At 58.3% G+C, this 25,125-nt stretch carries 21 protein-coding genes; 9 read left to right on the forward strand and 12 right to left on the reverse strand.

Features of this window, described 5'->3' with window-relative positions; translation table 11 throughout:
* The first annotated feature begins 261 nt into the window (after positions 1-261).
* Positions 262-2,163 (forward strand): molecular chaperone DnaK, encoded by a 1,902-nt coding sequence (gene dnaK, locus J5276_RS14500; RefSeq protein ID WP_003514373.1) that lies wholly within the window; start codon positions 262-264, stop codon positions 2,161-2,163.
* Between the two features lie 90 nt (positions 2,164-2,253).
* Positions 2,254-3,387: a molecular chaperone DnaJ gene (gene dnaJ / locus J5276_RS14505; RefSeq protein ID WP_003514371.1), complete on the forward strand. Its 1,134-nt coding sequence runs from the start codon at positions 2,254-2,256 to the stop codon at positions 3,385-3,387.
* Positions 3,388-3,455: 68 nt separating this feature from the next.
* Here dnaJ and J5276_RS14510 read toward each other — a convergent pair whose 3' ends face one another.
* The 10 genes from J5276_RS14510 to polA all read right to left on the reverse strand — a co-directional run bounded on the left by J5276_RS14510 (position 3,456) and on the right by polA (position 15,147).
* The gene (locus J5276_RS14510) at positions 3,456-4,007 is read right to left on the reverse strand and encodes a DUF924 family protein (protein ID WP_112154838.1); all 552 of its coding nucleotides are present in this window, start codon (positions 4,005-4,007) and stop codon (positions 3,456-3,458) included.
* Positions 4,008-4,020: 13 nt separating this feature from the next.
* Entirely contained in the window at positions 4,021-4,233 is a 213-nt protein-coding gene (locus J5276_RS14515) for a SlyX family protein (RefSeq protein ID WP_013635242.1), read from the reverse strand.
* A 153-nt stretch (positions 4,234-4,386) separates the two neighbouring features.
* Positions 4,387-5,892 (reverse strand): tripartite tricarboxylate transporter permease, encoded by a 1,506-nt coding sequence (locus tag J5276_RS14520; RefSeq protein ID WP_013635241.1) that lies wholly within the window; start codon positions 5,890-5,892, stop codon positions 4,387-4,389.
* Between the two features lie 9 nt (positions 5,893-5,901).
* A complete protein-coding gene (locus J5276_RS14525) occupies positions 5,902-6,363 on the reverse strand; it encodes a tripartite tricarboxylate transporter TctB family protein (RefSeq protein WP_013635240.1) in 462 nt (153 codons plus the stop codon).
* A gap of 100 nt (positions 6,364-6,463) precedes the next feature.
* Positions 6,464-7,447 carry a tripartite tricarboxylate transporter substrate-binding protein gene (locus tag J5276_RS14530; protein ID WP_026330668.1) on the reverse strand — a complete coding sequence of 328 codons (984 nt, stop codon included), beginning with the start codon at positions 7,445-7,447 and terminating at the stop codon, positions 6,464-6,466.
* A 197-nt stretch (positions 7,448-7,644) separates the two neighbouring features.
* Positions 7,645-8,991 (reverse strand): sigma-54 dependent transcriptional regulator, encoded by a 1,347-nt coding sequence (locus J5276_RS14535; RefSeq protein WP_019564551.1) that lies wholly within the window; start codon positions 8,989-8,991, stop codon positions 7,645-7,647.
* On the reverse strand, positions 8,988-10,841 hold the full coding sequence (locus J5276_RS14540; protein ID WP_083211587.1) for a sensor histidine kinase: 1,854 nt from the start codon (positions 10,839-10,841) through the stop codon (positions 8,988-8,990). Before J5276_RS14540 ends, J5276_RS14535 begins: the two co-directional genes overlap by 4 nt.
* Before the next feature lie 134 nt (positions 10,842-10,975).
* Complete coding sequence (gene rpmF, locus J5276_RS14545; RefSeq protein ID WP_003514347.1) at positions 10,976-11,161, reverse strand: 50S ribosomal protein L32; 186 nt, start codon at positions 11,159-11,161, stop codon at positions 10,976-10,978.
* Positions 11,162-11,354: 193 nt separating this feature from the next.
* Positions 11,355-12,074, reverse strand: a complete 720-nt coding sequence (locus J5276_RS14550; protein ID WP_174005444.1) for a DUF1868 domain-containing protein — start codon at positions 12,072-12,074, stop codon at positions 11,355-11,357.
* A gap of 85 nt (positions 12,075-12,159) precedes the next feature.
* Positions 12,160-15,147: a DNA polymerase I gene (gene polA, locus J5276_RS14555; RefSeq protein ID WP_112154840.1), complete on the reverse strand. Its 2,988-nt coding sequence runs from the start codon at positions 15,145-15,147 to the stop codon at positions 12,160-12,162.
* Positions 15,148-15,561: 414 nt separating this feature from the next.
* Here polA and J5276_RS14560 point away from each other — a divergent pair, with 414 nt between their 5' ends.
* Both J5276_RS14560 and J5276_RS14565 read left to right on the forward strand, forming a co-directional pair.
* Positions 15,562-15,996 carry a MarR family winged helix-turn-helix transcriptional regulator gene (locus tag J5276_RS14560; RefSeq protein WP_003514340.1) on the forward strand — a complete coding sequence of 145 codons (435 nt, stop codon included), beginning with the start codon at positions 15,562-15,564 and terminating at the stop codon, positions 15,994-15,996.
* 239 nt (positions 15,997-16,235) lie between these two features.
* Positions 16,236-17,627, forward strand: coding sequence for a dipeptidase (locus tag J5276_RS14565; RefSeq protein ID WP_112154841.1), 1,392 nt, complete (start codon positions 16,236-16,238; stop codon positions 17,625-17,627).
* A 415-nt stretch (positions 17,628-18,042) separates the two neighbouring features.
* On the opposite strand, the gene J5276_RS14570 is transcribed toward J5276_RS14565, so the two are convergent.
* Complete coding sequence (locus J5276_RS14570; RefSeq protein ID WP_003514335.1) at positions 18,043-18,252, reverse strand: cold-shock protein; 210 nt, start codon at positions 18,250-18,252, stop codon at positions 18,043-18,045.
* Positions 18,253-18,733: 481 nt separating this feature from the next.
* Here J5276_RS14570 and J5276_RS14575 point away from each other — a divergent pair, with 481 nt between their 5' ends.
* The 3 genes from J5276_RS14575 to J5276_RS14585 all read left to right on the forward strand — a co-directional run bounded on the left by J5276_RS14575 (position 18,734) and on the right by J5276_RS14585 (position 22,665).
* On the forward strand, positions 18,734-19,192 hold the full coding sequence (locus J5276_RS14575) for a YbaK/EbsC family protein (protein ID WP_019564557.1): 459 nt from the start codon (positions 18,734-18,736) through the stop codon (positions 19,190-19,192).
* 138 nt (positions 19,193-19,330) lie between these two features.
* Complete coding sequence (locus J5276_RS14580) at positions 19,331-21,634, forward strand: transglycosylase domain-containing protein (protein WP_112154842.1); 2,304 nt, start codon at positions 19,331-19,333, stop codon at positions 21,632-21,634.
* A 302-nt stretch (positions 21,635-21,936) separates the two neighbouring features.
* Positions 21,937-22,665 (forward strand): sugar transferase, encoded by a 729-nt coding sequence (locus tag J5276_RS14585; RefSeq protein WP_003514330.1) that lies wholly within the window; start codon positions 21,937-21,939, stop codon positions 22,663-22,665.
* A 79-nt stretch (positions 22,666-22,744) separates the two neighbouring features.
* Here J5276_RS14585 and J5276_RS14590 read toward each other — a convergent pair whose 3' ends face one another.
* Entirely contained in the window at positions 22,745-23,317 is a 573-nt protein-coding gene (locus tag J5276_RS14590) for a cytochrome c family protein (RefSeq protein ID WP_003514328.1), read from the reverse strand.
* A gap of 150 nt (positions 23,318-23,467) precedes the next feature.
* On the opposite strand from J5276_RS14590, the gene J5276_RS14595 reads away from it, so the two are divergent.
* Together J5276_RS14595 and J5276_RS14600 are read left to right on the forward strand one after the other, a co-directional pair.
* Positions 23,468-24,223 carry a 3-deoxy-manno-octulosonate cytidylyltransferase gene (locus J5276_RS14595; protein WP_003514327.1) on the forward strand — a complete coding sequence of 252 codons (756 nt, stop codon included), beginning with the start codon at positions 23,468-23,470 and terminating at the stop codon, positions 24,221-24,223.
* A gap of 11 nt (positions 24,224-24,234) precedes the next feature.
* Complete coding sequence (locus J5276_RS14600; protein WP_112154873.1) at positions 24,235-25,110, forward strand: prephenate dehydratase; 876 nt, start codon at positions 24,235-24,237, stop codon at positions 25,108-25,110.
* The last annotated feature ends 15 nt before the right edge of the window (positions 25,111-25,125 follow it).

The following is a 25,125-nucleotide window of genomic DNA, read 5'->3' on the forward strand; positions in this document are numbered from 1 at the left end:
AACGCGCCTCCGCGTCGCCATGACCGTGGCAGTCAAAGTCACGTTTTTGCCCTTCTGCATGCCTTGATGGCTATGCTTCTGCACAGACAGGGGTTTCATCCGCTTTTTTGCAGCGCTTCACCCTCTCTTGCGCCTTGCAGCAGGAAAAATCGCTCCTTATATACGCCGCATAACAGCAGCGAATACTGCAAATCCAAGTCAAGGAGTTGTCCATGGAATGCCTCACGGGGTTCCGACAGCTCGCTTCAAGGAGAGAAGAGCATGGCAAAAGTAATCGGTATCGACCTTGGCACAACCAATTCCTGCGTTGCAGTGATGGACGGCAAGGACACGAAAGTTATTGAAAACGCGGAAGGCGCGCGCACTACGCCATCCATGGTGGCATTTTCCGACGATGGCGAACGCCTTGTCGGCCAGCCGGCCAAGCGCCAGGCGGTCACCAACCCGACCAACACCCTGTTTGCGGTCAAGCGCCTCATCGGTCGCCGTTATGAAGACCCGACCGTCGAAAAGGACAAGGCTCTCGTTCCCTTTGAAATCGTCAAGGGCGACAATGGCGACGCATGGGTGAAGGCTCAGGACAAGAACTATTCCCCTTCGCAGATTTCCGCGATGATCCTTCAGAAGATGAAGGAAACGGCTGAATCCTACCTCGGCGAAAAGGTCGAGAAGGCCGTCATCACCGTTCCGGCATACTTCAACGACGCCCAGCGCCAGGCAACCAAGGATGCCGGCCGCATCGCCGGTCTGGACGTCCTGCGTATCATCAACGAGCCGACCGCAGCAGCCCTCGCTTACGGCCTCGACAAGAAGGACGGCAAGACCATCGCCGTTTACGACCTTGGCGGCGGCACCTTCGATATTTCCGTTCTGGAAATAGGCGACGGCGTTTTCGAAGTGAAGTCCACCAACGGCGATACCTTCCTCGGCGGTGAAGACTTCGACATGCGTCTGGTCGAATATCTGGCCGGCGAGTTCAAGAAGGATCAGGGCATCGACCTGAAGAACGACAAGCTCGCTCTGCAGCGCCTCAAGGAAGCTGCCGAAAAGGCCAAGATCGAACTTTCGTCGTCGCAGCAGACCGAAATCAACCTGCCGTTCATCACGGCTGATGCTTCCGGTCCGAAGCACCTGACGCTGAAGCTGACCCGCGCCAAGTTCGAAAGCCTGGTGGACGATCTGGTGCAGCGCACCGTCGCCCCTTGCAAGGCTGCCCTTAAGGATGCCGGCGTTACCGCTGCCGAGATCGACGAAGTCGTTCTCGTTGGTGGCATGAGCCGCATGCCGAAGGTGCAGGAAGTCGTCAAGCAGCTGTTCGGCAAGGAGCCGCACAAGGGCGTGAACCCTGATGAAGTGGTTGCCATGGGCGCCGCCATTCAGGCCGGCGTTCTGCAGGGCGACGTCAAGGACGTTCTGCTTCTCGACGTGACGCCGCTGTCGCTCGGCATCGAAACGCTGGGTGGCGTCTTCACCCGTCTGATCGATCGCAACACGACGATCCCGACGAAGAAGAGCCAGACCTTCTCGACCGCCGAAGACAGCCAGTCGGCCGTGACGATCCGCGTCTCGCAGGGCGAGCGCGAAATGGCACAGGATAACAAGCTGCTCGGCCAGTTCGACCTCGTCGGCCTGCCGCCGGCACCCCGCGGCGTTCCGCAGATCGAAGTGACCTTCGATATCGACGCCAACGGCATCGTGCAGGTTTCGGCGAAAGACAAGGGCACCGGCAAGGAACAGCAGATCCGTATCCAGGCTTCCGGTGGTCTTTCCGATGCCGACATCGAGAAGATGGTCAAGGACGCTGAAGCCAATGCCGAAGCCGACAAGAAGCGTCGTGCGGGTGTCGAAGCCAAGAACCAGGCCGAAAGCCTCGTTCACTCCACCGAGAAATCGGTGAAGGAATATGGCGACAAGGTTTCCGAAACCGACCGCAAGGCCATCGAAGACGCCATTGCCAGCCTGAAGACGGCCGTTGAGGCTTCCGAACCGGATGCCGACGACATTCAGGCAAAGACCCAGACCCTCATGGAAGTTTCCATGAAGCTCGGTCAGGCCATCTACGAAGCGCAGCAGGCTGAAGCCGGTGCTAACGGAGAAGGCGGCAAGGACGACGTCGTCGACGCCGACTATGAGGAAATCAAGGACGACAAGAAGTCCGCATAATCGCGTGGCTTCCCGTCTCCTGTCGATACATGCAAGACATCCGGCTGCCGAAGTGCAGCCGGAAATCCATTTGCGAGGCTTGTTATCTTAATGGCGAAAGCAGACTTTTACGAAACACTCGGCGTCAGCAAGACCGCGGACGAAAAAGAGCTGAAAAGCGCCTTCCGCAAACTCGCGATGAAATACCATCCGGACAAGAACCCGGATGATGCTGATTCCGAACGGAAGTTCAAGGAAATCAACGAAGCCTATGAAACGCTGAAGGACCCGCAAAAACGCGCGGCCTATGACCGTTTTGGCCACGCCGCCTTTGAAAATGGCGGCATGGGCGGCGGTGGTATGGGCGGCGGCGGTTTCGCCAATGGCGGCTTCTCGGATATCTTCGAAGACATCTTCGGCGAGATGATGGGCGGCGGACGCGCACGCCGCTCTTCCGGCGGTCGCGAGCGCGGCGCCGACCTTCGCTACAACATGGAAATCACGCTGGAAGAAGCGTTTGCCGGCAAGACGGCGCAGATCAGGGTTCCAACCTCGATAACCTGCGATGTCTGTTCCGGTTCCGGCGCAAAACCCGGCACGCAACCCAAAACCTGCGGCACCTGTCAGGGTTCCGGTCGCGTGCGCGCAGCCCAGGGCTTCTTCTCGGTAGAACGCACCTGCCCCACCTGCCACGGGCGTGGACAGACGATTTCCGATCCGTGCAGCAAGTGCCACGGCCAGGGCCGCGTGACGGAAGAGCGTTCGCTTTCGGTCAACATTCCCTCGGGTATCGAGGATGGCACCCGCATTCGCCTGCAGGGCGAAGGCGAAGCCGGCATGCGTGGTGGCCCGGCGGGTGATCTCTACATCTTCCTGTCCGTGCGTCCCCATGAGTTCTTCCAGCGCGACGGCGCCGATCTCTATTGCACCGTGCCGATCTCCATGACGACGGCCGCTCTTGGCGGCACCTTCGATGTGACGACGCTCGACGGCACGAAGTCTCGCGTCACGGTTCCGGAAGGCACCCAGCCAGGCAAGCAGTTCCGCCTGAAGGGTAAGGGCATGCCGGTGCTGCGTTCGGCGCAGACTGGCGATCTCTACATCCAGATCCAGATCGAGACACCGCAGAAGCTCAGCAAGCGCCAGCGCGAGCTGTTGCAGGAGTTCGAGCAACTCTCGTCCCAGGAGAATAATCCGGAATCGACCGGCTTCTTTGCCCGGATGAAGGAATTCTTCGACGGCTGATCTGCGGCCGTTACCCACCAAAAAAAAGCGCCGCCGTCTTTCGGGACTGGCGGCGTTTTTCGTTGATATCAGCCAGTAAAACCGCCCGCATCAAGATATTGCCGTTCCTCCGGCGCCGTTTCCCGCAGCAATATGTCGTTGCGATGCGGAAAGCGGCCAAAACGCGCGACGATATCGCGATGCTCTTCGGCATGGTGGAGATAAAGCCCGCCAAGCGGCCGGTTGAGCGTGCAGGCACGCTCCTGATCCTCGATGCTTTCCGAATGGGAAAAGGGCAGATAGAAAAAGACCCGCAAATCCTCGGTCACCGCCTGATCGTGGCCGCGACGGATGGCCTCGCTGGCGAACATGCGTGCCAGCGGATCGGTCGCATACATATGCGCTGTCTCGCGAAAGCAGTTACGCGGGAACTGATCCAGCAGAAGCATCAGCGCGAGGCTGCTTTCCGCACCGTCCAGCCAGCCATCCAATTCGCGCCTTGCAGCGGCAAAATGGGCATCGCGGAAACGGTCATGAAAGTGATCGTCGAAGGCGGCGTCCTTGTCGAACCATTTGTCCGGTCCTGCCTTCTTCCAGAAATCCACAATTTCGGCGGCAAGTGCGGCTGTATCGCTCGTCATGGGGTCTTCCTCATCAATAATGCGGCGGCCGGGTAATTGCGGGCGCGTCCAGCGACTGCTCCTCGAGGCTCAGGAACCTTTCCGTCAACCGGTCGAGCTTGGCGCGGGTCTGTTCCACCACCTTCCACTGTTCCGTCAGCTGGTCGGACAGTTCCTCTATAGTCTTGGCCTGATGCGCGATCGTTTCCTCAAGCGCAATGATCCGTTTTTCGGTTTCCGACGTCATATCGACCTCTCTTTCCCGCCCTTCCTTGGCCCTAAAACGCTTCAAGTCAACCATATGCCGCTTCGGTGAACCGGATTCCTCACAGCGATCCCATCAACGCAGAAACGCCGGCGACATTTCCATCACCGGCGTTCCGAATATTTCGAGACCTGCTCAGTCTTCTTCTACGAAAACCTCTTCGCGCTTTTTCTTCACGCTGGGCAGGAAGACGATGATCAGCACGGCCAGAGCAATAAACAGCAGGGTAGCGCTGATCGGTCGGGTGACGAAGGTCGTCGGATCGCCACGTGACAAGATCATGGCGCGTCGCAGGTTTTCCTCCAGCAGCGGCCCAAGCACGAAGCCCAGCAGCAGCGGCGCCGGCTCGCAGCGCAGCTTCACGAGCACATAACCAATGAAGCCGAAGAAGGCGACGGCGTAGAGATCGAAGACGTTGGAATTGACGCTGTAAACCCCGATGGCGCAGAAGGCCATGATGATGGGGAAAAGCACGTAATAAGGCACCGTCAGCAGCTTCACCCAAAGCCCGATCAGGGGCAGGTTGAGGATGACGAGCATCAGATTGCCAATCCACATCGAGGCGATGATGCCCCAGAACAGCGCCGGCTGCTCGGTCGCAACGTTCGGACCGGGCACGATGCCCTGAATGATCATCGCACCGATCATCAGCGCCATCACTGGGTTTGCGGGAATACCGAGCGTCAGAAGCGGGATGAACGATGTCTGGGCACCGGCATTATTGGCGGATTCCGGACCGGCAACACCGGCGACGGCACCGTGTCCAAACTCCTCAGGATGCTTGGAGACGCGTTTCTCGACGGTGTAGGATGCGAAGGCAGCGAGAATTGCACCGCCGCCTGGCAGGATGCCCAGTGCCGAACCGATGACCGTACCGCGCAGCACCGGGCCGACCATGGCCTTGAAGTCTTCCTTCGACGGCATCAGGCTGCTGACCTTGGCGATCAGCACCGAGCGCGTGCGCTCGTTTTCGAGATTGCGCAGGATTTCGGCGATACCGAATACGCCCACCGCCACCGCAACGAAATTCAGCCCATCGGCATATTCACGGATGCCGAGAGTGAAGCGTGGCGCGCCGCTGTAGATATCCGTACCGACCAGACCGAGCAGCAGGCCAAGCACGACCATGGCCAGCGCCTTGACGATGGAACCATGGGCAAGCGCGATGGATGAGACAAGGCCGACGACCATCAGCGAGAAATATTCCGCCGCGCCGAATTCCAGCGCAATCGCCGTCAACGGCGGTGCAAAGACTGCCACGAGAAAGGTGGAAACCGTGCCGGCGAAAAACGAGCCGATGGCGGCAATTGCAAGTGCGGCACCCGCCTTGCCCTTGCGCGCCATCTGGTAGCCGTCAATGGCGGTAACGGCGGATGAGGATTCCCCCGGCATGTTGATGAGGATCGCCGTGGTGGAGCCGCCATATTGCGCGCCGTAATAGATGCCTGCGAGCATGATGAGCGATGAGACGGGCTCAAGCTGAAAGGTGATCGGCAACAGCATGGCGATGGTTGCGGTTGCGCCGATGCCCGGCAGCACGCCAATCAGCGTGCCGAGCAGCACGCCAATCAGGCAGAAAAACAGGTTTGCCAGCGACGTGGCCGTGACGAAACCGAGAGCAAGATTATCAAGCAATTCCATTACGGCACCTCAAAATTTAAGCCAGGGGCCGAAGCGCTGGAATGGCAGGCCGAGACCATAATTGAACACAGCAACGGAAAAGACCGTGATGGCGGCGGAAATAATGACGGCCATGAGCGGGCTCATCTTGTGCGAGGCGAAGGCTGCGATAAGGGCGCTGAAAAAAAGCGCCGGTACGAAACCAAGCCCCCGGACCGTGAAACCGAAAAAGATCGGCGCGGGCAGGATGAAAAAAATCCCCCGCCAGGCGATTGCACCGAGGGCATCGCCCTGCACACGGGTGGCGCGAATGAATATTACCGCGCCAAGCAGGATCAGCACGATTGCCAGAACAAGCGGAAAATAACCCGGCCCCATGCGGAAGGCGGTTCCGATATCCAGCCCGAAAGACTGCAACGCGAAAAAAGCGCCAAAACCGATGAAAATTGCCCCACAGGCTGCCTCGGCAGGGTCAATGAAAAACGACTTCATGAAAGATGCCCCTCCACTGCGGCCGGCTACACACCGTTCCGCGCGTTAAATTGACGGCAAGAAGCCGGCGGCAGGGTGCCGCCGGCAATTGCTTCAGCCATCAGTCGGCATATTGGCCGGCGCCCTCGATCACAGGCTTCCAGCGGGCGATTTCGCTTTCAAGCTTGGTCTTGAGCGCTGCGGGCGTCGCATCGGCTTCCGGGGAAGGTGTGGTGCCAAGTTCGGCAAAACGGGCCGCCACGTTCTTGTCCTTCAGCGCGACCTGCAGCGACTTGGAGAGCTTTTCGTTGATCTCAGCCGGTGTACCCTTCGGCGTGTAGATACCGTGCCAGATACCCACCTCAAGCTTCGGCAGGCCCGATTCGGCAACTGTCGGTACGTCCGGCAGCACGTCGAGCCGTTTGGCCGAGGTTACGGCATAGGCTTTAACGGTCCCGCCCTGGATTTGCTTGGTGGTGTTTGTGGTCTGGTCGCACATGATATCGACCTGTCCGCCGAGCAGGTCGGTCATGGCCGGGCCTGTGCCCTTGTAGGGAACAGTGACCAGCGGTGTCTCGATAGCGCTCATGAACAACATGCCGCACAGATGCGAAGCAGCACCGATGCCGGCATTGGCAACGGTGACCTTGTCCTTGTTCGCCTTGGCGTAGTCGATCAGACCCTTGAGATCCTTGGTTTCGAGCGTCTTGCGCGACAGAATGGTCATCGGCACTTCCGTGACCAGACCGACATATTCGAAAGCGTTCAGGGTGTCATAGGCGAGCTTGCGATAAAGCGTGGCGCTCGTCGCCATGCCGATGTGATGCAGCAGAACGGTGTAACCGTCCGGATCCGACGCCGCCACGCGGCCAGCGCCCAGCGTGCCACCAGCGCCGCCAACATTCTCGACGATGATCTGCTGGCCGAGATCCTTCGACATGGATTCAGCGACAAGACGCGCGACCGTATCTGTCGGGCCGCCGGCGGCAAAGGGCACGACCATGGTGATGTTGCGCTCGGGGTAGTTCTGAGCGGATGCAGAAAGCGCAAAAAGGGAAACGGCAGCGGCGGCAGCGAGGCCGGTAACTGTCTTCAGTATTTTCATCGATTCCTCCCGGATGAAAATGTTCGCCACTTCAGCCGCGCATGCTCCTCCATGGCGACCGGGGTGAGCCATTTGCGATCCGGGATTGCCGTTCAGCAACGGCGGTCTTGCGGCAAGGCGCGCTTTTATCGCCATCATGGGCAGCAATGGGTGGATTTCTACCCATACGGGCTCATCCATGGGTGGAAATCCACCCATCACACCTCGGTCATGTGCCGGTGCAGCTCGTATTTCTGCATTTTTTCGTAAAGCGTTTTGCGTGAAATGCCGAGGCTCTCATAGACGGATTTCAGATTTCCGCCGTGGGCGGCGATCGCGCGCGCAATAAGGCTTTTTTCATAAGCGGCGACCCTTGCGGCAAGCGCCGCCTTGCCATCGCCCTCAAATGGCAGCGAGGTTTCGGAGACATCGCTTTCCAGACCGAGAACGAAACGGTCCGCCGCATTGCGCAATTCCCGGACATTGCCCGGCCACTCACGCAGGGAAATGACTGAGAGCAGATGCTGCGGAACGTCCGTATCTTCCCGACCGTAACGGGCAGCAGCCTCCCGCACCAGATGGAGGAAAAGCAGCGGTATGTCGGCACTGCGCTGCGAGAGGGACGGCACGAGAATCGTCGCCACGTTCAGGCGGTAAAGAAGATCGGCACGGAACCGCCCTGCCGCGACTTCCTGCTCCAGATCGACCTTGCTGGTGGCGATGAAGCGGACGTCGAGCTCGACTGTTTCATTGGAGCCAAGACGGGTGATCACCCGTTCCTGCAACACGCGCAGGAACCGGCCCTGCAATTCAAAGGGCATGGAGCCGATCTCGTCCAGCAATATGGTGCCGCCGCGGGCATGCTCGAACTTGCCGTAGCGCGGGCGCAGCGCGCCGGGAAAAGCGCCAGCCTCGTGGCCGAACAGCTCGCTTTCGATCAGCGTTTGCGGAAGGGCGGCACAATTGATGGCGACAAAGGGCCGGTTGGCTCTGGCGCTGATATCGTGAAGTGCGCGCGCCACCACTTCCTTGCCCGCACCGGTATCGCCGACAATGAGCGTATCGGCATCGGTCGCACCGATGGCGCGAATGCGGTATCGCAGATCGACCATGACCTGGGTTCTGCCGGGCAGACGCGTTTCGAGATCGTCATGCTTGCCCGCCACCGCCTTCAGGCGGCGATTTTCCAGCACCAGCGCCCGCCGGTCGTTGGCTCTTTTTATGATGCCGGCGAGATATTGCGGGGTGAAGGGCTTTTCGATGAAATCATAAGCACCGTTGCGCATGGCATTGACGGCAAGCTGCACATCGCCATGGCCCGTCATCAGGATGACAGGTATTTCCGGGTCAAGTTCCCGCACCTTCTGCAGCAGTGTCATGCCATCCATGCCGGGCATCCTGATATCGCTGACCACGACGCCATCGAAGCTGTAGCCGATGAGTTCAAGCGCATGTTCGGCGCTTGCCAGCATGGTGACCGCAAAACCGGAAAGTTCCAGCGCCTGCGCGGTGGAAAAACGCAGTTCCTCCTCGTCATCAATCAACAGAACCCGCGACATCGTCATTCCGCCGCCACCTCCACACGATAGGCTGCTGCCGGTAATTCGATCTCGAATTCCGCGCCGCCGTCTTCATGGTTTCTGACACGCAGCTGGCCGCCAAAATCCTTGATGATGTTGTAGGTGATGGAAAGGCCGAGACCCAGGCCACGGCCCACGCCCTTGGTGGTGAAGAAGGGATCGAAGATGCGCTCCGAAATCGCCGGAGGAACGCCCGGACCTCGGTCACGAATGAAAATCGACACCGTCTGACCGTGCAGCACGGCTTTCAAAGCGATGCGACGATCCTCGCGCCCTTCCACCGCATCGGCGGCATTGGAGATGATGTTGACCAGCACCTGCTGCAGCCGCACCGGCCCGGCCTTCACCGCAAGCGGCACCGGACCAAGATCAACATCCAGCACCGCATCGGCGGCCTTCAGCCGTGCTCCAACAATTTCCAGCGTATCGCGAAGGACGGCATCCAGCGCGACCGCAGCCATTTTCTCATTGGGTTTGCGGGCAAAATTTCTCAGATGCCTGCTGATAGAAGCCATGCGATCGATAAGGCCCGAAATACGCCTGAGGTTTTCCGTCACCTCTTCCAGACGTCCACGTTCCACGAGAAGAGAGGCGTTTTCCGCATAATTCTTGGCGGCTGCGAGCGGCTGGTTGAACTCGTGCGAAAGTGCTGCCGACATTTGTCCGAGCGCTGCAAGCTTGCCCGCCTGAACCAGGTCATTCTGCATCTTGCGCAATTGTTTCTCCGTCTGGCGGCGCTCGGCGATTTCGTGTTCGATCTCACGGTTCACCCGCGCGAGATCGGCTGTGCGCTCCTCCACCCGCCGCTCCAGCTCCGCCTGAGCTTCGGCCTGGTGGGTCAGGCGTTCACGCAGGCGCCGCCGTCTTTGCAGCATGGCGGCGACCACGGCAGCGGCAAGACACAGGCAGAGGATGATCGCGATCATCGCCGTCTTGACCTGCGTCCTGAGTGAGCCGGTATCCATCAGCACGCTGACCGTCCAACCCGCGTCGGGCATCGGCTGCGACAGGACGAGATATTCCCTGTCACCGTCGTTCTGACTGATCGTCATCAACTGATGAGAGCCGAAATTGCCGTTTTTCAGCGGCAGTTCCTTCAGGTCGGCATTGGCGTAACGGCGGGATGCCGCCGTGCGCGCAAGCCTTTCCGGTGTCAGCGGCATCAGGCCGGAATAAAGCCACTGCGGCGTTCCGGTCATGAAGATGATGCCTTCCGGGTCCGATACGAGAATTCGGTTTTCACCATCGCCGAACGACGCCTCTATGCCTTCAATGTCGACCTTGAAGACGATGACGCCCTTGATCTCCTCGTTGAAGAGAATAGGCGCGGAAAAATAATAACCGCGCTTGTGGGAGGTGGTGCCTAGCGCAAAGAAACGCGACGGGAAGCCCTTGGCGGCATCCTGAAAATAGGGACGGTAGCTGAAATTCTCACCGACGAAGCTCGTGGGTCCATCATAGTTACTGGCGGCGATGGTCACTCCGTCCAGCGTGATGATGTAGATGTCGGAGGATTCCAGCAATGTATTGATGGATTTGAGATAGATATTGGCGCGCTGGCGCATCGCCTCATCCTGCGGATGCGCGACAAGCTCCTCAATGTCGTCGTGATCGGCGATCAGGGCGGGCAGCGGCTCGAAACGGCTCAAAAGCCCGCCAAGAGCCGAGACGGCCAGCCTGAGGGTGGTGCGGCCCTGATCGGAGACTTCGCCGAAATAGCTTTCCGCAATGATGCCGCTGCCCTTGGTCACGGCGCCGTAACCGAGGCCGAGGCTGAGCAGCGTCAATAAAATCCAGCGATATTTCACCGAAGCGCCCCTCCCCGTTGCAGGCATCAGACCTGCTCTCCCGAACAGAGTGTAGGAGGAGTGATCGGATTTTCCAAGTAACCGAAAAAAGCAGCTAAACGACCTGAAAACAAAAAACCGGCCACGAGGGCCGGTTTTCCGTAAAGATTATTTCAGAAAGCTTATGCGCTTTCCTTCGGCGTCAGAACCTGACGACCGCGATACATACCGGTCTTCAGATCGATATGGTGCGGACGGCGCAGTTCGCCGGAGTTCTTGTCTTCAACGTAGGTCGAAGCCTTGAGACCGTCAGCCGAGCGGCGCATGCCGCGCTTGGACGGGCTTGTTTTTCTTTTTGGTACAGCCATTTTTGTTACTCCACTTTAGCGGCGAAACAACGTAACCGGCCATAACCAAAGGCCGAATGTCGGGTGTCTCGATATCGGAAATTTGGCGCGCTTATACATGCCCAAACGGGCTTTGACCAGCCCTGACGCGCATTTTTTCCGATTAAGCCGGTTTGCTGCGACGGACGGGCGGCAGGCCTTTGCAAATCATGCTTCACTTCCTATCAAAAACCACGAGTTCCCTAAAGTGGTTCATGTCCCTGAATTCACAGAAAGCTGGAGCGCGCATCTCGATTATCGGCGCTGCCGCACGCAGTTTTTCCAGCTCTTCATCCAGCATCGCCTGCCATCGCGGCAGGCACTCCGGATCGAACCAGCGCGTGACATAAGCCAGCGTAATATGGAATTGGTAGGTGTTGTGATCGGGATGCCGATAACCGAAAGCTCCGGCAAATGTATCCCGCCACAGCGCAATGATCCGGTCGTCTTCGGCGGTGGCCCCCTTCAGCACCAGCCCCGTCGGCTTGAGACCAGTCACCTGCATATTGAAACCAGGCAGGCCCGGAAAATCCGCCAGACGATCACAATAATACTCCGTCATCGTGTCGATGGGCGTATCGAGTGGCATGTCTGCCGGCCAGTAGGGAAATGCACGGCGATATTCGATAATGCCCTGAAATACCGTCATATGCAGGCTGGAAACCGGCGTGAAGGCCAGCTGCGATGCCTCGGGCATATCCAGAAAACGCTGGCGTGTCCCGATGATTGCGCTTTCGGTTTTCGACCCTTCAACGAGATGGCAAACCACGGTATTGCCCGGCTCGAGCAGGAATTCACCATCCGTATTATAGCGGCGACCCAAATGGCGCGGCGGCTGATCGTGGCTGGCAGCGGAAAAAGATTCCAGATCTTTTGAAACGAGCGGGGCGTGCATGGGGAACTCCTTTTGAGACGTTTCCCCTAATCTGCGCACGCAACAAACCAATGACACCAATCGGTCAATGGCCGGTCAATTCCCGTCAATGCGCCTCGTCCCAGTTGTCGGCCGCGCGGGCATCCACCTTGAGCGGAACCCTCATGGAAATAGCCGGCATGGCTGCATTTTCCATCACCGAGACGACGATGGGCAGTGTCTTTTCGATTTCCCCTTCCTCGACTTCGAAGATGAGTTCGTCATGTACCTGCAGCAGCATGCGGGCGGAAAGCTTTTCCGCCTCCAGCACCGGCTCCATACGGACCATCGCACGGCGAATGATATCGGCTGCAGACCCCTGGATTGGTGCGTTGATGGCTGCACGCTCGTTGAAGGCCTTCATGGAAGGGTTGGAGGAGCGGATTTCCGGATAATGCGCACGGCGGCCGAAAATCGTCTCGACATAGCCGTTCTCGCGGGCGAAAGCCTTGGTCGCTTCCATGTAATCGCGAATGCCAGGAAAACGCTCGAAATATTTCTTGATATATTCGCCCGCTTCGGAGCGCGCGATGCTGAGCTGGTTGGCAAGGCCGAAAGCGGAAATACCGTAGATGATGCCGAAGTTGATGGCCTTGGCACGTCGGCGCACTTCAGACGGCATGCCTTCCACCGGCACCCCGAACATTTCCGATGCGGTCATCGCATGAATGTCGATGCCGTTTTCGAATGCGCTGCGAAGCTGCGGAATGTCGGCGACATGGGCAAGCACACGTAGCTCGATCTGGCTGTAATCGGCGGAAAGAAGCTTGTGTCCGGGGGTGGAGATGAAGGCCGTGCGGATCTTGCGGCCTTCCGCCGTGCGCACCGGAATGTTCTGAAGGTTCGGCTCCGAGGACGACAGGCGCCCCGTGGTGGTGGAGGCCAGCGCGTAGGACGTGTGTACCCGTTTCGTCTGCGGATGGACATATCCGGGAAGCGCATCCGTATAGGTCGATTTCAGCTTGGTCAGCTGCCGCCAGTCGACGATCTTTCGCGGTAATTCGGCACCTTCCGCCGCCAGATCTTCGAGAACCTGCGCCGATGTGGACCATTGGCCCGTCTTGGTCTTGGAGCCGCCAGGCAGGCCCATCCGGCCGAACAGGATATCGCCGAGCTGCTTCGGCGATCCGATGTTGAAACGCTCGCCTGCCAGTTGGTAGACTTCCTCTTCGAAAGCAGCCGCCTTCTGGGCGAGTTCACCGGAGAGACGCGACAGGATCTGTCGGTCCACGGTGATGCCACGCTCCTCCATATGCGCCAGTACAGGCACCAGAGGGCGCTCCAGCCGCTCATACACACTGGTCAGCCGCTCTGCGGCAAGCCGGGGCTTCAGCACCATCCACAGCCGCAGGGTGACATCCGCGTCTTCGGCGGCGTAAGCGGTCGCCTTGTCAATATCGACGAAGTCGAAGGTGATGCTCGACTTGCCCGATCCCGCCACGTCCTTGTAGGCGATCGGCGTGTGGCCGAGCCAGCGTTCGGAAAGCGTATCCATGCCATGCGTGGTTTTTCCCGCCTCAAGAACGTAGGAAATCAGCATGGTATCGTCGAAACTCTGCATGACGACGCCGTGGCGCTTCATCAGCAGGTAGTCATATTTGAGGTTCTGCGCGATTTTCAGAACGGCTTCGTCCTCAAGAAGATCCTTTAAACGTGCCAGCGCCTCGGCAAACGGCACCTGTCCTTCAGCAAGCCTGATGCCATCGCTGAAAAGATCGCCACCGGAGCCGGTCTTGTGCGTCAATGGCACATAGGCAGCGCGGATATCGGTGCCTGAGGCATCCTTGCCGTTATCGGCAATCGCCAGCGAGAAACCGACGAGTTCCGCCTGCATGGGGTCGAGCGAGGTCGTCTCCGTGTCGAAGGCGACGACACCTGTTTCGCGGGCAGCGGCAACCCAACGATCCAGCTCCGCCAAATCCCTGATCGTCGTATAGGCGGTCGTATCGATCTTGGCGGCGGAGAAAACCGTCTGCCGTGCCGTGGCGAGATCGGTGGGCGCACTGCCCTCCCCTGTCACCTTCCGTGCCGGAGCGGTGGTTGACGCTGGCGCAGCGGTCTTGTCATCAGCTGCGGCAACTGCAGGCGTGGCATCGAGGTCTGGTCCATGGGCATCAGCGCCCCATTGCACCGGCACATTGGCGGCTTCGATGGCCGAGGCATCGCTATCGGTGGCTTCAGCTACCCGGCGCGTCAGCGTCGTGAACTCCATCGCCTTCAGGAAAGCGATGAGTTTCGGGCCGTTCTGCGGTTCGAGCACCAGTTCTTCCAGAGACTGCTCCAGCGGCACATCGGTTCTGAGCGCCACGAGCTGTCTGGAAAGGCGGGCAAGATCGGCATTGGCGATGATATTCTCGCGGCGTTTCTGCTGCTTGATTTCTCCTGCCCGCGCCAGCAGCGTGTCGAGATCGCCGTATTCTTCCAGCAATTGCGCGGCCGTCTTCGGCCCGATACCAGGAATACCAGGAACATTATCGGTGGAATCGCCGGTCATCGCCTGAAGGTCGATCATCTTTTCCGGGGCTACACCCCATTTTTCGACGACATCGGGAACGCCGATCTGCTTGTCCTTCATGGCGTCGTACATATGCACATTGGCCGTGACGAGCTGCATCAGATCCTTGTCGGAAGAAATGATGGTGACATCGGCGCCAATCGCCTCCGCCTGACGGGCGTAAGTGGCGATGATGTCATCCGCCTCGAAGCCTTCCGTCTCAATGCAGGGAAGGTTGAAGGCCCGTGTCGCCTCGCGGATCAGGCCAAACTGCGGCACCAGATCTTCCGGCGGTGCGGTGCGGTTGGCCTTGTATAGATCGTACAGCTCGTTGCGGAAGGTTTTCGACGAATAGTCGAAAATCACGGCAAAATGCGTGGGCGTGACGCCGACATCGGTATTGCGCGCATCCTTCAGGAGCTTCCACAACATGTTGCAGAAGCCGGAAACGGCGTTGACCGGCAGCCCATCCGACTTGCGGTTCAGCGGGGGAATGGCATGGAACGCCCGGAAAATGAAACCGGAGCCGTCAACGAGGAAGAGATGATCGCCTTTTTTCATGGCGATATGGATAGCGCGGGGCCGTTTTGACGTCCACAGAAAGTTCAAACAACGCACCGCAAAGCGCACGGGGCTAAGCCGCTGGAGGCACCGGCGAAATTCGCGTGAACCTTACGAATTTGTAATAGATTTTCCCTTGAAAAGCCGCATTTGCACACACATTTCTTAGGGGACGGCGCCTGATCACGCCGTAGTCTGATTGTAGGCTCGTCCCCCGCCGCATCAGACCGGACAAAGGCCTTTCCCCCCTCTCCGGGCCTTTGTCCTCTTATATGACCGCCATGGCCGTCCCCTCCCGGCCATGGCGGTTTTTATTTGTGCCGGGTTTCTGACTGGCATAAACATACCGTGCGATATATATCCCACTATCGAAATCGCGCGATTGCGCCGACCAGATGCCAGACGGATTGATGAATGGGTTTTTCCCGGGACGAATCGGCGATCTATCTCGCCGCAAAAATGGCGAGGGAATTCACCATGGCGCTCCAGAAGAGAGCTGCCGCGCTGGGGTTTTCTCCTGGACAATTCCCCATCCTCATCGAACTGTGGCATGAGGAGGGACTGACGCAACGGCAATTGCTGGATAGAATCGACGTGGAGCAGGCGACGCTTGCCAATACGCTGTCCCGCATGGAGCGCGACGGGCTGATCGTGCGCAAATCCCACCCAAGCGACCGCCGCGCGCAGATCATCGAACTTACCCAGCGCGGCAGGGATCTCGAGGCGAACGCCATTGCCGCTTCCGAAGCCACGGAAGATACGCTGCTGGCGGATTTCCGCCGTTTCGAAAAGCAGCTTCTGCTGGAATATATGCGCCGGGCGATCGACCGCGCCAAAAAAGCGAAATAGCATTTACAACTCGAAACGCTTTCTTTGCTCCTGGCTTCTATCGCCTGCAGCCTCCAAGGTTTTGTTTCCGCGCAGTTTAGGACGGAAAATCACTTCGCACTTTTCCTGAACTGCTCTATCGTTCCGGCGGCTGCGCGCTTGCCGATTCAACGACACGTCAGCCCCTTGTTCCCACGCGACGCGCGATACCAGGATGTTTCGTCCATCGCCGGGTTACGACAGACATGACAGGATCAGCGATGACAGACGTTTCCCCCATTCTTTCCACGGCCGACGACAACCTCACCTCCAGCCTCGAGCGATTGTTCGAACTGGTGCGCATCCCGTCCATTTCCACGGACCCCGCTTACAAGGCGGAGTGCCGCAAGGCGGCGGAATGGCTGGTCAGAACGCTTGAATCACTGGGCTTTGCGGCTTCCGTTCGCGATACGGCCGGTCATCCAATGGTGGTGGCGCATCACGACGCCGCGACAAAAGACGCGCCGCATGTGCTTTTCTACGGCCATTACGACGTGCAGCCGGTCGATCCGCTCAATCTTTGGGAAAACGATCCGTTCGAACCGGCCGTGAAAGATATCGGCGGCGGCCGGCAGGTGATCACCGGGCGTGGAACGGCTGACGACAAGGGTCAGCTGATGACCTTCGTGGAAGCCTGCCGGGCCTATAAGGCAGTCAATGGCAGTCTGCCCGTGCGCGTCACCATTCTTTTCGAGGGCGAGGAAGAATCCGGTTCGCCCTCGCTGAAGCCGTTCCTTGACGCCAATGCCGATGAGCTGAAGGCCGATTATGCACTGGTATGCGATACCAGCATGTGGGACCGCGATACGCCCGCCATCGCCGCCGCCCTTCGCGGCCTGGTCGGCGAGGAAATCACAATCACGGCGGCCGACCGCGACCTGCATTCGGGCCTTTTCGGTGGTGCGGCCGCAAATCCTATTCACATCCTGACCGATATTCTCGCCGGCCTGCATGACGAGACCGGCCGCGTGACACTTGCCGGCTTCTATGACGGCGTGGAAGAAACCCCCGCCAACATCAAGGCTTCCTGGGAAACGTTGGGCCGCACCGCCGAAGCCTTCCTCGGCGAAGTCGGCCTCTCGATTCCATCGGGCGAAAAGGGCCGCTCCGTGCTGGAGCAGACCTGGGCGCGGCCAACGGCGGAAGTCAACGGCATCATCGGCGGCTATACCGGCGACGGCTTCAAGACGGTTATCGCCGCAAAGGCCTCGGCTAAAGTGTCCTTCCGTCTCGTCGGAGAGCAAGACCCGAAAGCGGTTCGCGAGAGCTTCCGGAACTATGTCCGCTCCAAAATGCCATCCGATTGCTCGGTGGAATTTCACGAGCATGGTGCATCGCCGGCTATCCAGCTTTCCTATGATTCGCCAGTGCTAACGAAGGCGAAAAACGCGCTTTCGGAAGAGTGGCCCAAACCTGCCGTCGTGATCGGCATGGGGGGCTCGATCCCCATCGTCGGCGATTTCCAGAAGATGCTGGGCATGGATTCGCTGCTCGTCGGTTTCGGCCTTACCGATGACCGCATTCATTCGCCGAATGAAAAATATGACCTGCAGTCGTTCCACAAGGGCATCCGCTCCTGGATCCGCATTCTCGACGCCCTGGCCGCGAAGTAGTCAAAAAGAAAGGAGGCGCCGGTTACCCGATGCCTCCCCGTTCTCTTATATTTTGGTGGTTCAAAACAAAAAGGCCGGGCAAGCCCGACCTTTCCATCCGTTTTTCGTCAGTGCCAGTACATCCGTGGTCAAAGCGTTCAAACGGTCCGATGCTCCAGAGCGCGCCAACAAAGTCGACGCTGCTTTTCACGATCAGGATCGGCTGCTTTGGTTAATCTTTGGTTAACGCAACAACAGCGGCACTTTAAAAGCACCAGCCTGACAATTCCGTGCGGAGCACTGTTGAACCCTATATTGGTATGCACTCCAGCTTTTTCAAGAGCGGCCGGACCCGGTACACCTTCCAAAAGAAAAAGGCCGGAAAAATCCGGCCTTTCATATTCATGCGAATGACCCGTTCAGGCCAAGCCGCTTATCAGGAAGCGACGAGCTCGCCTGCAGACATCTTGCCCGAGCGGCGGTCCTGCGTCAGCTCGTAGGAGAGCTTCTGACCGTCGTTGAGGGAGGTCATACCAGCGCGCTCAACGGCGGAGATGTGAACGAATACGTCCTGCGAACCGTCGTCAGGCTGAATGAAGCCGTAGCCCTTGGTTGCGTTGAACCACTTTACTGTACCAGTCGCCATAACGATTTCCTTCCGTTGGCAAATTGTATTTGCACTGCGCGCAGTGCGGTCTTGGGTCGAATTTGAAGGAAAGATCGTCGTGTGCACCTTAGAAAAGGCGCCGAAGCTCTGGTCGTCAAACAAATATCGATGCGCGAACACCTAGGTTGGAAGGGCCTGAAAGTCAAGTTTCTTTGAAAAAGCCCGGCGATTTTTGTGAAGCGTCGGCAAATGAAAGTCGCCGGAAACAAGGCCTTAAACAGCAAAAACCCGGCGCGGGAGGAGGTGCGCCGGGTTCTTGAAACTGACTGACAATTGGGAGGAGGAGTATTGTCAGTCCAATCGGGCGACGCTGGGAGGAGGAGTGCGTCGCTTCGATGATTTGAAGATACAGGATCTCCGCTCAAAAAACAGACGTTTCATCGCAGCGCAGCATTGCATAAAATGCATAGCTATTTCGCGACACCTTGAAGCCTCTTGGCATACCGCCTAATAAATACGCATGACCATCGAATCCGTCAGAGCCTTTTTTACCGAGAATTCCCCCGAAGTGACCGTTATCGAAACGGAAACGAGTTCGGCGACAGTCGCTTTGGCTGCCGAAGCGCACGGCGTCGATCCCGACCAGATTGCCAAAACGATCTGCCTGAAGGCGGGCGACACAATTCTTCTCGTCGTTGCCGCCGGCACGAAGCGGCTAGACAATCGTAAATTCCGCGATCACTTCGGCGCCAAGCCGCGCATGCTGGGGGCGGAAGAAGTCGTTGCGGTGACCAGCCATCCCGTCGGCGGCGTGTGTCCTTTCGGATTGCCTTCGCCCCTTCCGGTGTTTTGTGACATATCCCTGAAAAACTATCCCGAGGTGGTTCCGGCAGCGGGTGCCACCAATGCGGCGGTGAGGATTTCGCCTGACATGATGGCGCGACTGACGGGAGCGGAATGGGTCGACGTCTGCCAATGACGCCGATTTGATCCGGCGAGGACTTAACCCCGCCTTAAATTGCCGCATTTAAACTCTTCATCCTGGATTAAGGATCGCGCAGGCATAGAAGCCTGAAGTGCGAATGGTTTCGCGAATATAAGGAGCGACTTCGGCTGGATGGCAGGCAAGGGTAAATCACGCGATCGGGTAGAGCCTTCCTTCGGGGATTTCCACGAATCCGGTGACGATCTGCGTCTTGATGCCAGCGAGCGCATTGGCGGAGCCGCAAAGCAGCCCGCCAGAAAACCGAAGTCCACATCCGGCCGCGCCAAACCGCAAAAAAGGGAAAAGCGCACACGCAGTTCCGGCGGTGGCGCAACAGGCTTTATCCGGTCCCTCGTTTACTGGTGCATCGTGCTCGGCATCTGGGGCGGTATCGGCGTTGCCGGTCTTGTCCTCTATTACGGCGCGCGCATGCCGAGTGCCAGCAGCTGGACCATTCCCGAACGCCCTCCGAATGTGAAGATCGTTTCGGTGAACGGCAGCGTGCTTGCCAATCGCGGCACCACGGGTGGCGAGGCTCTCGCGCTTGAAGACATGTCGCCCTATCTTCCACAAGCGGTCATTGCGATCGAAGACCGGCGGTTCTATTCCCATTTCGGTGTGGATCCGCTCGGCCTGGCCCGCGCCATCGTGACCAATGTGATGACGGGACGAACAGTGCAGGGCGGCTCGACGCTGACGCAGCAGCTGGCAAAAAACCTGTTCCTCTCACAGGACCGGACGCTGGAGCGCAAGGTACAGGAAGTGCTGCTGGCCTTCTGGCTGGAGCATAAATACACCAAGGACCAGATCCTCGCGATGTATCTCAACCGCGTTTATTTCGGTTCCAACGCCTTTGGCGTCGAAGCCGCTTCCAGACGCTACTTCAACAAATCCGCGCGCGACGTCAATCTTGGCGAGGCGGCAACGCTTGCCGGACTTCTCAAGGCCCCCTCGCGCCTTTCACCGGCGCGCGACCCGCAGGCAGCGGAGGAGCGGGCGCAGGTCGTTCTGAGATCCATGCGCGATGTCGGGTTCATCACCGATGACGAGATCAAGACCGCGATGTCGCAGCCGCCGACCAAGGCCAAACGTTTCTGGTCCGGTGCCGAACATTACGCTGCCGATATGGTGATGGAGGAAGTTCGTGGCCTGATTGGCGACGTCAAGCAGGACATCGTCGTCGATACGACCATCGACCCCAATCTTGAACGCGACGCCGAAAAAGCACTGACCCATGTTCTGCAGGGTGATGGTAAAAAGCAGGGCGCTTCGCAAGCGGCTCTCGTTTCCATCGATGGCACAGGCGCAATCCGGGCCGTGGTCGGCGGGGCGGATTATGCCGAAAGCCAGTTCAACCGGGCCGCCAAGGCGAAACGGCAACCCGGATCGGCGTTCAAACCCTTCGTATACGTCGCCGCGCTCGAATCGGGTCTGACCCCCAGTACCATTCGCAATGACGGGCCGGTCCGCATCGGAAACTGGACACCGGAAAATTACGAGAAGAAATATCGTGGCGAAGTGACGCTTGCCACTGCGCTTGCCAATTCTCTGAACACGATCGCCGCGCAGCTGGTGATGGAAGTCGGTCCTGAGCGGGTGACGCAGGTGGCGCATCGCATGGGTATCGAATCGGAGCTTCAGAACAACGCCTCCATCGCACTCGGCACCTCGGAAGTGTCACTGATGGAGCTGACCGCCTCCTACGCTCCCTTCATGAATGGCGGCTACAAGGCGACGCCGCATATCGTCAAACGCATCTCCGATGCTGACGGCAAGGTGCTTTATGAAAACAGATACGACAACCCGCCGCGCGTGCTGAGCGAGGAGATCGCCGCGACGATGAACGGCATGTTGTCGCGCGTCATCACCGAAGGAACAGGGAAAGCCGCTCGCCTTCAGGGTTGGCAGGCAGCGGGAAAATCCGGTACGACACAGTCTTTCCGCGACGCGCTTTTTGTCGGCTACACAAGCAATCTGACAACGGGCGTCTGGTTCGGCAATGACGACGGCACATCGATGAAAAAGGTCACCGGCGGCGGCTTGCCTGCGAAGGCCTGGAAAGATTTCATGACCGCCGCCCATTCCGGGCTCTCGCCCTCGCCGCTCTTCGGTCTCGGCGCAGGCGGCGTGCCGCCGCTTGGGGAAATACAGCAACCGGCGCCCGAGAGCGCGCCTTCCTCCATCGGCGACATCATTTCCAATGCTCTCGGCGGCGGCGGAACGACAAACACTCGAGCCTATCCCGAAGCGCCCGTTTCGCCAAACGCTGGTCAGCCGGGCGTTCCCATGCCGCCTGGAAACATCCCTTCCCGCGATATCGAACCCGGCTATTCAGCCGACAATGGACCTGTGCCGCCAGCCGATATCGGCGGCCGGGCGCCGGCAACTTCCGGGCCGAAGCAGACGACCCTTCTTGATATTCTGATGGGAAATTAATTGCCTTTTGGGTAATCGGCTCGCCGGTTACCCGGCAAGCGATGGGCAGGCAACGATCCTGTCGCCTTTCCCGCAAATACTCAATTTTCCAAAGACTTGATTACACCGAATGGGCAACCAACGCAGCCAAGAGCGGAGACCGCGCTTGTGTTTGCAACATATGCGTGCATCCACGTTAACCGTAGATTGCTATTTGCGCAAAAACGATTACATTTCGGATGACTTTTTACGGTAAATGAATTATTAATCGTTCATATAAATTAATTTTCTTGTTTCAAAATAACTTTTCAGGGCTTCATATTATGCTGGGTACTAAAAGCTCATCGCATGCCGTGTTTTACGGCGCCCCTTATCCTGCGGCTGTCACTTTCGACGCGGCGGAAACACAACCTTCCATTTCAGAAACCAACACGTCGGTGTTCCTGCGCAGCCAGTTTGTGCTCAAAAGAACGATCGACATTGCAGGGGCGTCCATCGCCCTTGTCGCACTCGCTCCCGTATTGTTGACCGTCGCGGCGCTGGTCAAACTCGACAGCAAAGGGCCGGTCCTGTTCTCACAAGTCCGTTGGGGGATGAACGGGCGAAAGATAAGGGTCTATAAATTTCGCTCGATGCGGACCGAACTGGGCGATGCCACCGGCGTGGCGCAAACGGTAAAGAACGATCCGAGGATAACCCGGATCGGCGCCGTGCTTCGCCGCACAAATGTCGACGAGCTGCCACAGCTCATCAACGTCTTGAAAGGCGACATGTCGCTGGTGGGTCCGCGCTGCCATGCCATCGGCATGCTGGCCGCCGGCCGTCTTTATGAGGAACTTGTTCCCCACTACCACCTGCGGCACCGGATGCGGCCAGGCATTACCGGTCTTGCCCAGATGCGGGGTTTGCGCGGCCCGACGGATCGCAGTGACAAGGCGCGTGCCCGCATCGTGTCCGATCTTTATTACGTCGACAATTTTTCCGTCTGGCTGGATATCAAGATCATGATCGGAACGGTCATTTCCGAATTGCGCGGCGGCAAGGGTTTCTGATCTTTCAGAAATCAGACAGATAGAATCAAAAAAGCCCGGCAGCAATGCCGGGCTTTTCTTATGAAATCACCATATTCCGTCAGTTTATCGGCACGGGAGCCGCAGCCGGATCCGGCAGCGGCGCCGGGTTTGCCGACAGCGTGCGCAGATAAGCGATGAGATCGGCGCGTTCCGTCTCCTTCTTCACACCCGCAAAGCCCATGGCCGTGCCGGGAACGTGTTTCTTGGGAGCTTCGATGAAGTAGCTGAGATGATCGTAATCCCAGTGCACGGAACCGCCCTTGGAGAAATCCTTCATTGCTGCGGAGTAGCTGAAACCCGCATGGCTGGCGATCGGCCGGTTGACGATATCGAAGAGATTGGGGCCGACCTTGTTTGCACCACCACTCTCTCCGGTATGACAGCTCGTACACTTCTTGAAGACCGCCTCACCCTTGGCAGCATCCGCGCTGGCGAGCAATTTCGCGATCGGGGTTGCCGCTGCAGCGGGTTCGCCTGCAGCCTCGCCGCCGCTCGCTTCCGCGACGATGGCGTAACCTTCCTTTTCCGGGGTGGGCGCATGAAAAATGCCCTCAGACGCAATTGACACCGACATCAGAACGAAAACCGTGCCCAGCAACGCCCCAACGCCCATATTTACATAAGAATTCATCTATATGCGCTCCCTCGCATCCGCTCCATATAACCGGGCATCTTGAAATTATTCAAAAGCTATGGCTTTTGCACAGCCTGCGCAACTTGAATAATATTCCCCACTCCGTGACGTTTTGACACTTTTCGGTTGGGATTTGAAGGGTGTCGGATGAAGAATCGGGAATTCGAGAAAGCTGTCGTCCTTATACCGGCGCGGATGGCATCGACACGGCTTCCGGGCAAGCCTCTCGCGGATATTGGCGGCAAACCGATGATTGTGCAGGTTGCACTCAGGGCGCGTGAAGCTGGCGCGACGCGCATCGTCGTTGCAGTCGATGACGAACAGGTATTTTCAGCCGTAAAAAATGCCGGTTTCGACGTAATGATGACGCGAGATGATCACCAATCCGGTTCGGACCGCATTTTCGAGGCGCTGCAGAAGGCCGACCCCTATGGCAACGCCGAATATGTCATCAATGTTCAGGGCGACCTTCCGACCATCGAAGCTGAAACGATCCGCGCCTCGTTGCGCCCGTTGGAAAATGCCGCCGTCGACATTGCCACACTGACGGTGGAGATCACCGACGAGGAAGAAAAGACCAATCCGAACGTGGTGAAAGTGGTTGGCAGCCCGCTTTCCGAGACGCGATTGCGCGCGCTTTATTTTACCCGCGCGACAGCGCCCTATGGCGACGGACCGCTTTATCATCACATCGGCCTTTATACCTATCGCCGCGCCGCCCTCGAAACGTTCGTGAGGCTTCAGCCTTCGCCACTCGAGAAGCGCGAAAGGCTGGAACAATTGCGCGCGCTGGAAGCGGGCATGCGTATTGATGCCGAAATCGTTCACTCCGTGCCGCTTGGCGTTGATACGCCGCACGATCTCGAAAAAGCCCGCACTATTCTCGCAAACCGAACCCTCTGATGGATAATTCCATGACCTTGAGCACAAACCGCATTGCCTTTCAGGGCGAATTTGGCGCGAATTCCGACATGGCATGCCGCGACATGTTCCCGGATATGGAGCCTTTGCCGTGCCCGACATTCGAGGATGCTTTCAATGCCGTCGAAAACGGCGAAGCCGATCTCGGCATGATCCCGATCGAGAACACGCTGGCCGGTCGCGTTGCCGATATCCATCATCTGCTGCCGGAATCGCGCCTTCACATCATCGGTGAATATTTCATGCCGATCCGCTTCCAGCTGATGGTTATACCGGGCGTGAAGAAAGACGAGATCCGCACCGTTCACAGCCACATCCACGCGCTTGGCCAGTGCCGCAAGATCATCCGTTCCAACGGCTGGAAGCCAGTCGTTGCCGGCGATACGGCCGGAGCGGCGAGACTGGTTTCTGAAAAGGGTGATCGCAGCATGGCAGCGCTTGCACCGCGTCTTGCCGCCGGTCTCTACGGCCTTGATATTATGGCTGAAAATGTCGAGGATTCAGAAAACAACATCACCCGTTTCGTAATTCTTTCGCGCGATGAGAACTGGGCCAAACGCCAGTCCGAAGGCGAAGCACCAGATGAAACCATCGTCACGACCTTCGTGTTCAATGTCCGCAACATTCCGGCGGCGCTTTATAAGGCAATGGGCGGTTTCGCGACGAATGGCATCAACATGACGAAGCTGGAAAGCTACCAGCTCGGCGGAAGGTTCGTGGCAACGCAGTTCTATGCCGATATCGAAGGCCATCCTGATGACGAGCCGGTGCGGCACGCGCTGGACGAGCTGCGCTTCTTTTCCGAGAAGGTCCGAATTCTCGGCGTCTACAAGGGCCATGCGATGCGCGGCAAGCTCAACCAGAGCTGAGCCTGCCGCAAATCT

Source organism: Agrobacterium sp. S7/73, from assembly GCF_019355535.1.
Classification (GTDB): Bacteria; Pseudomonadota; Alphaproteobacteria; order Rhizobiales; family Rhizobiaceae; genus Agrobacterium; species Agrobacterium tumefaciens.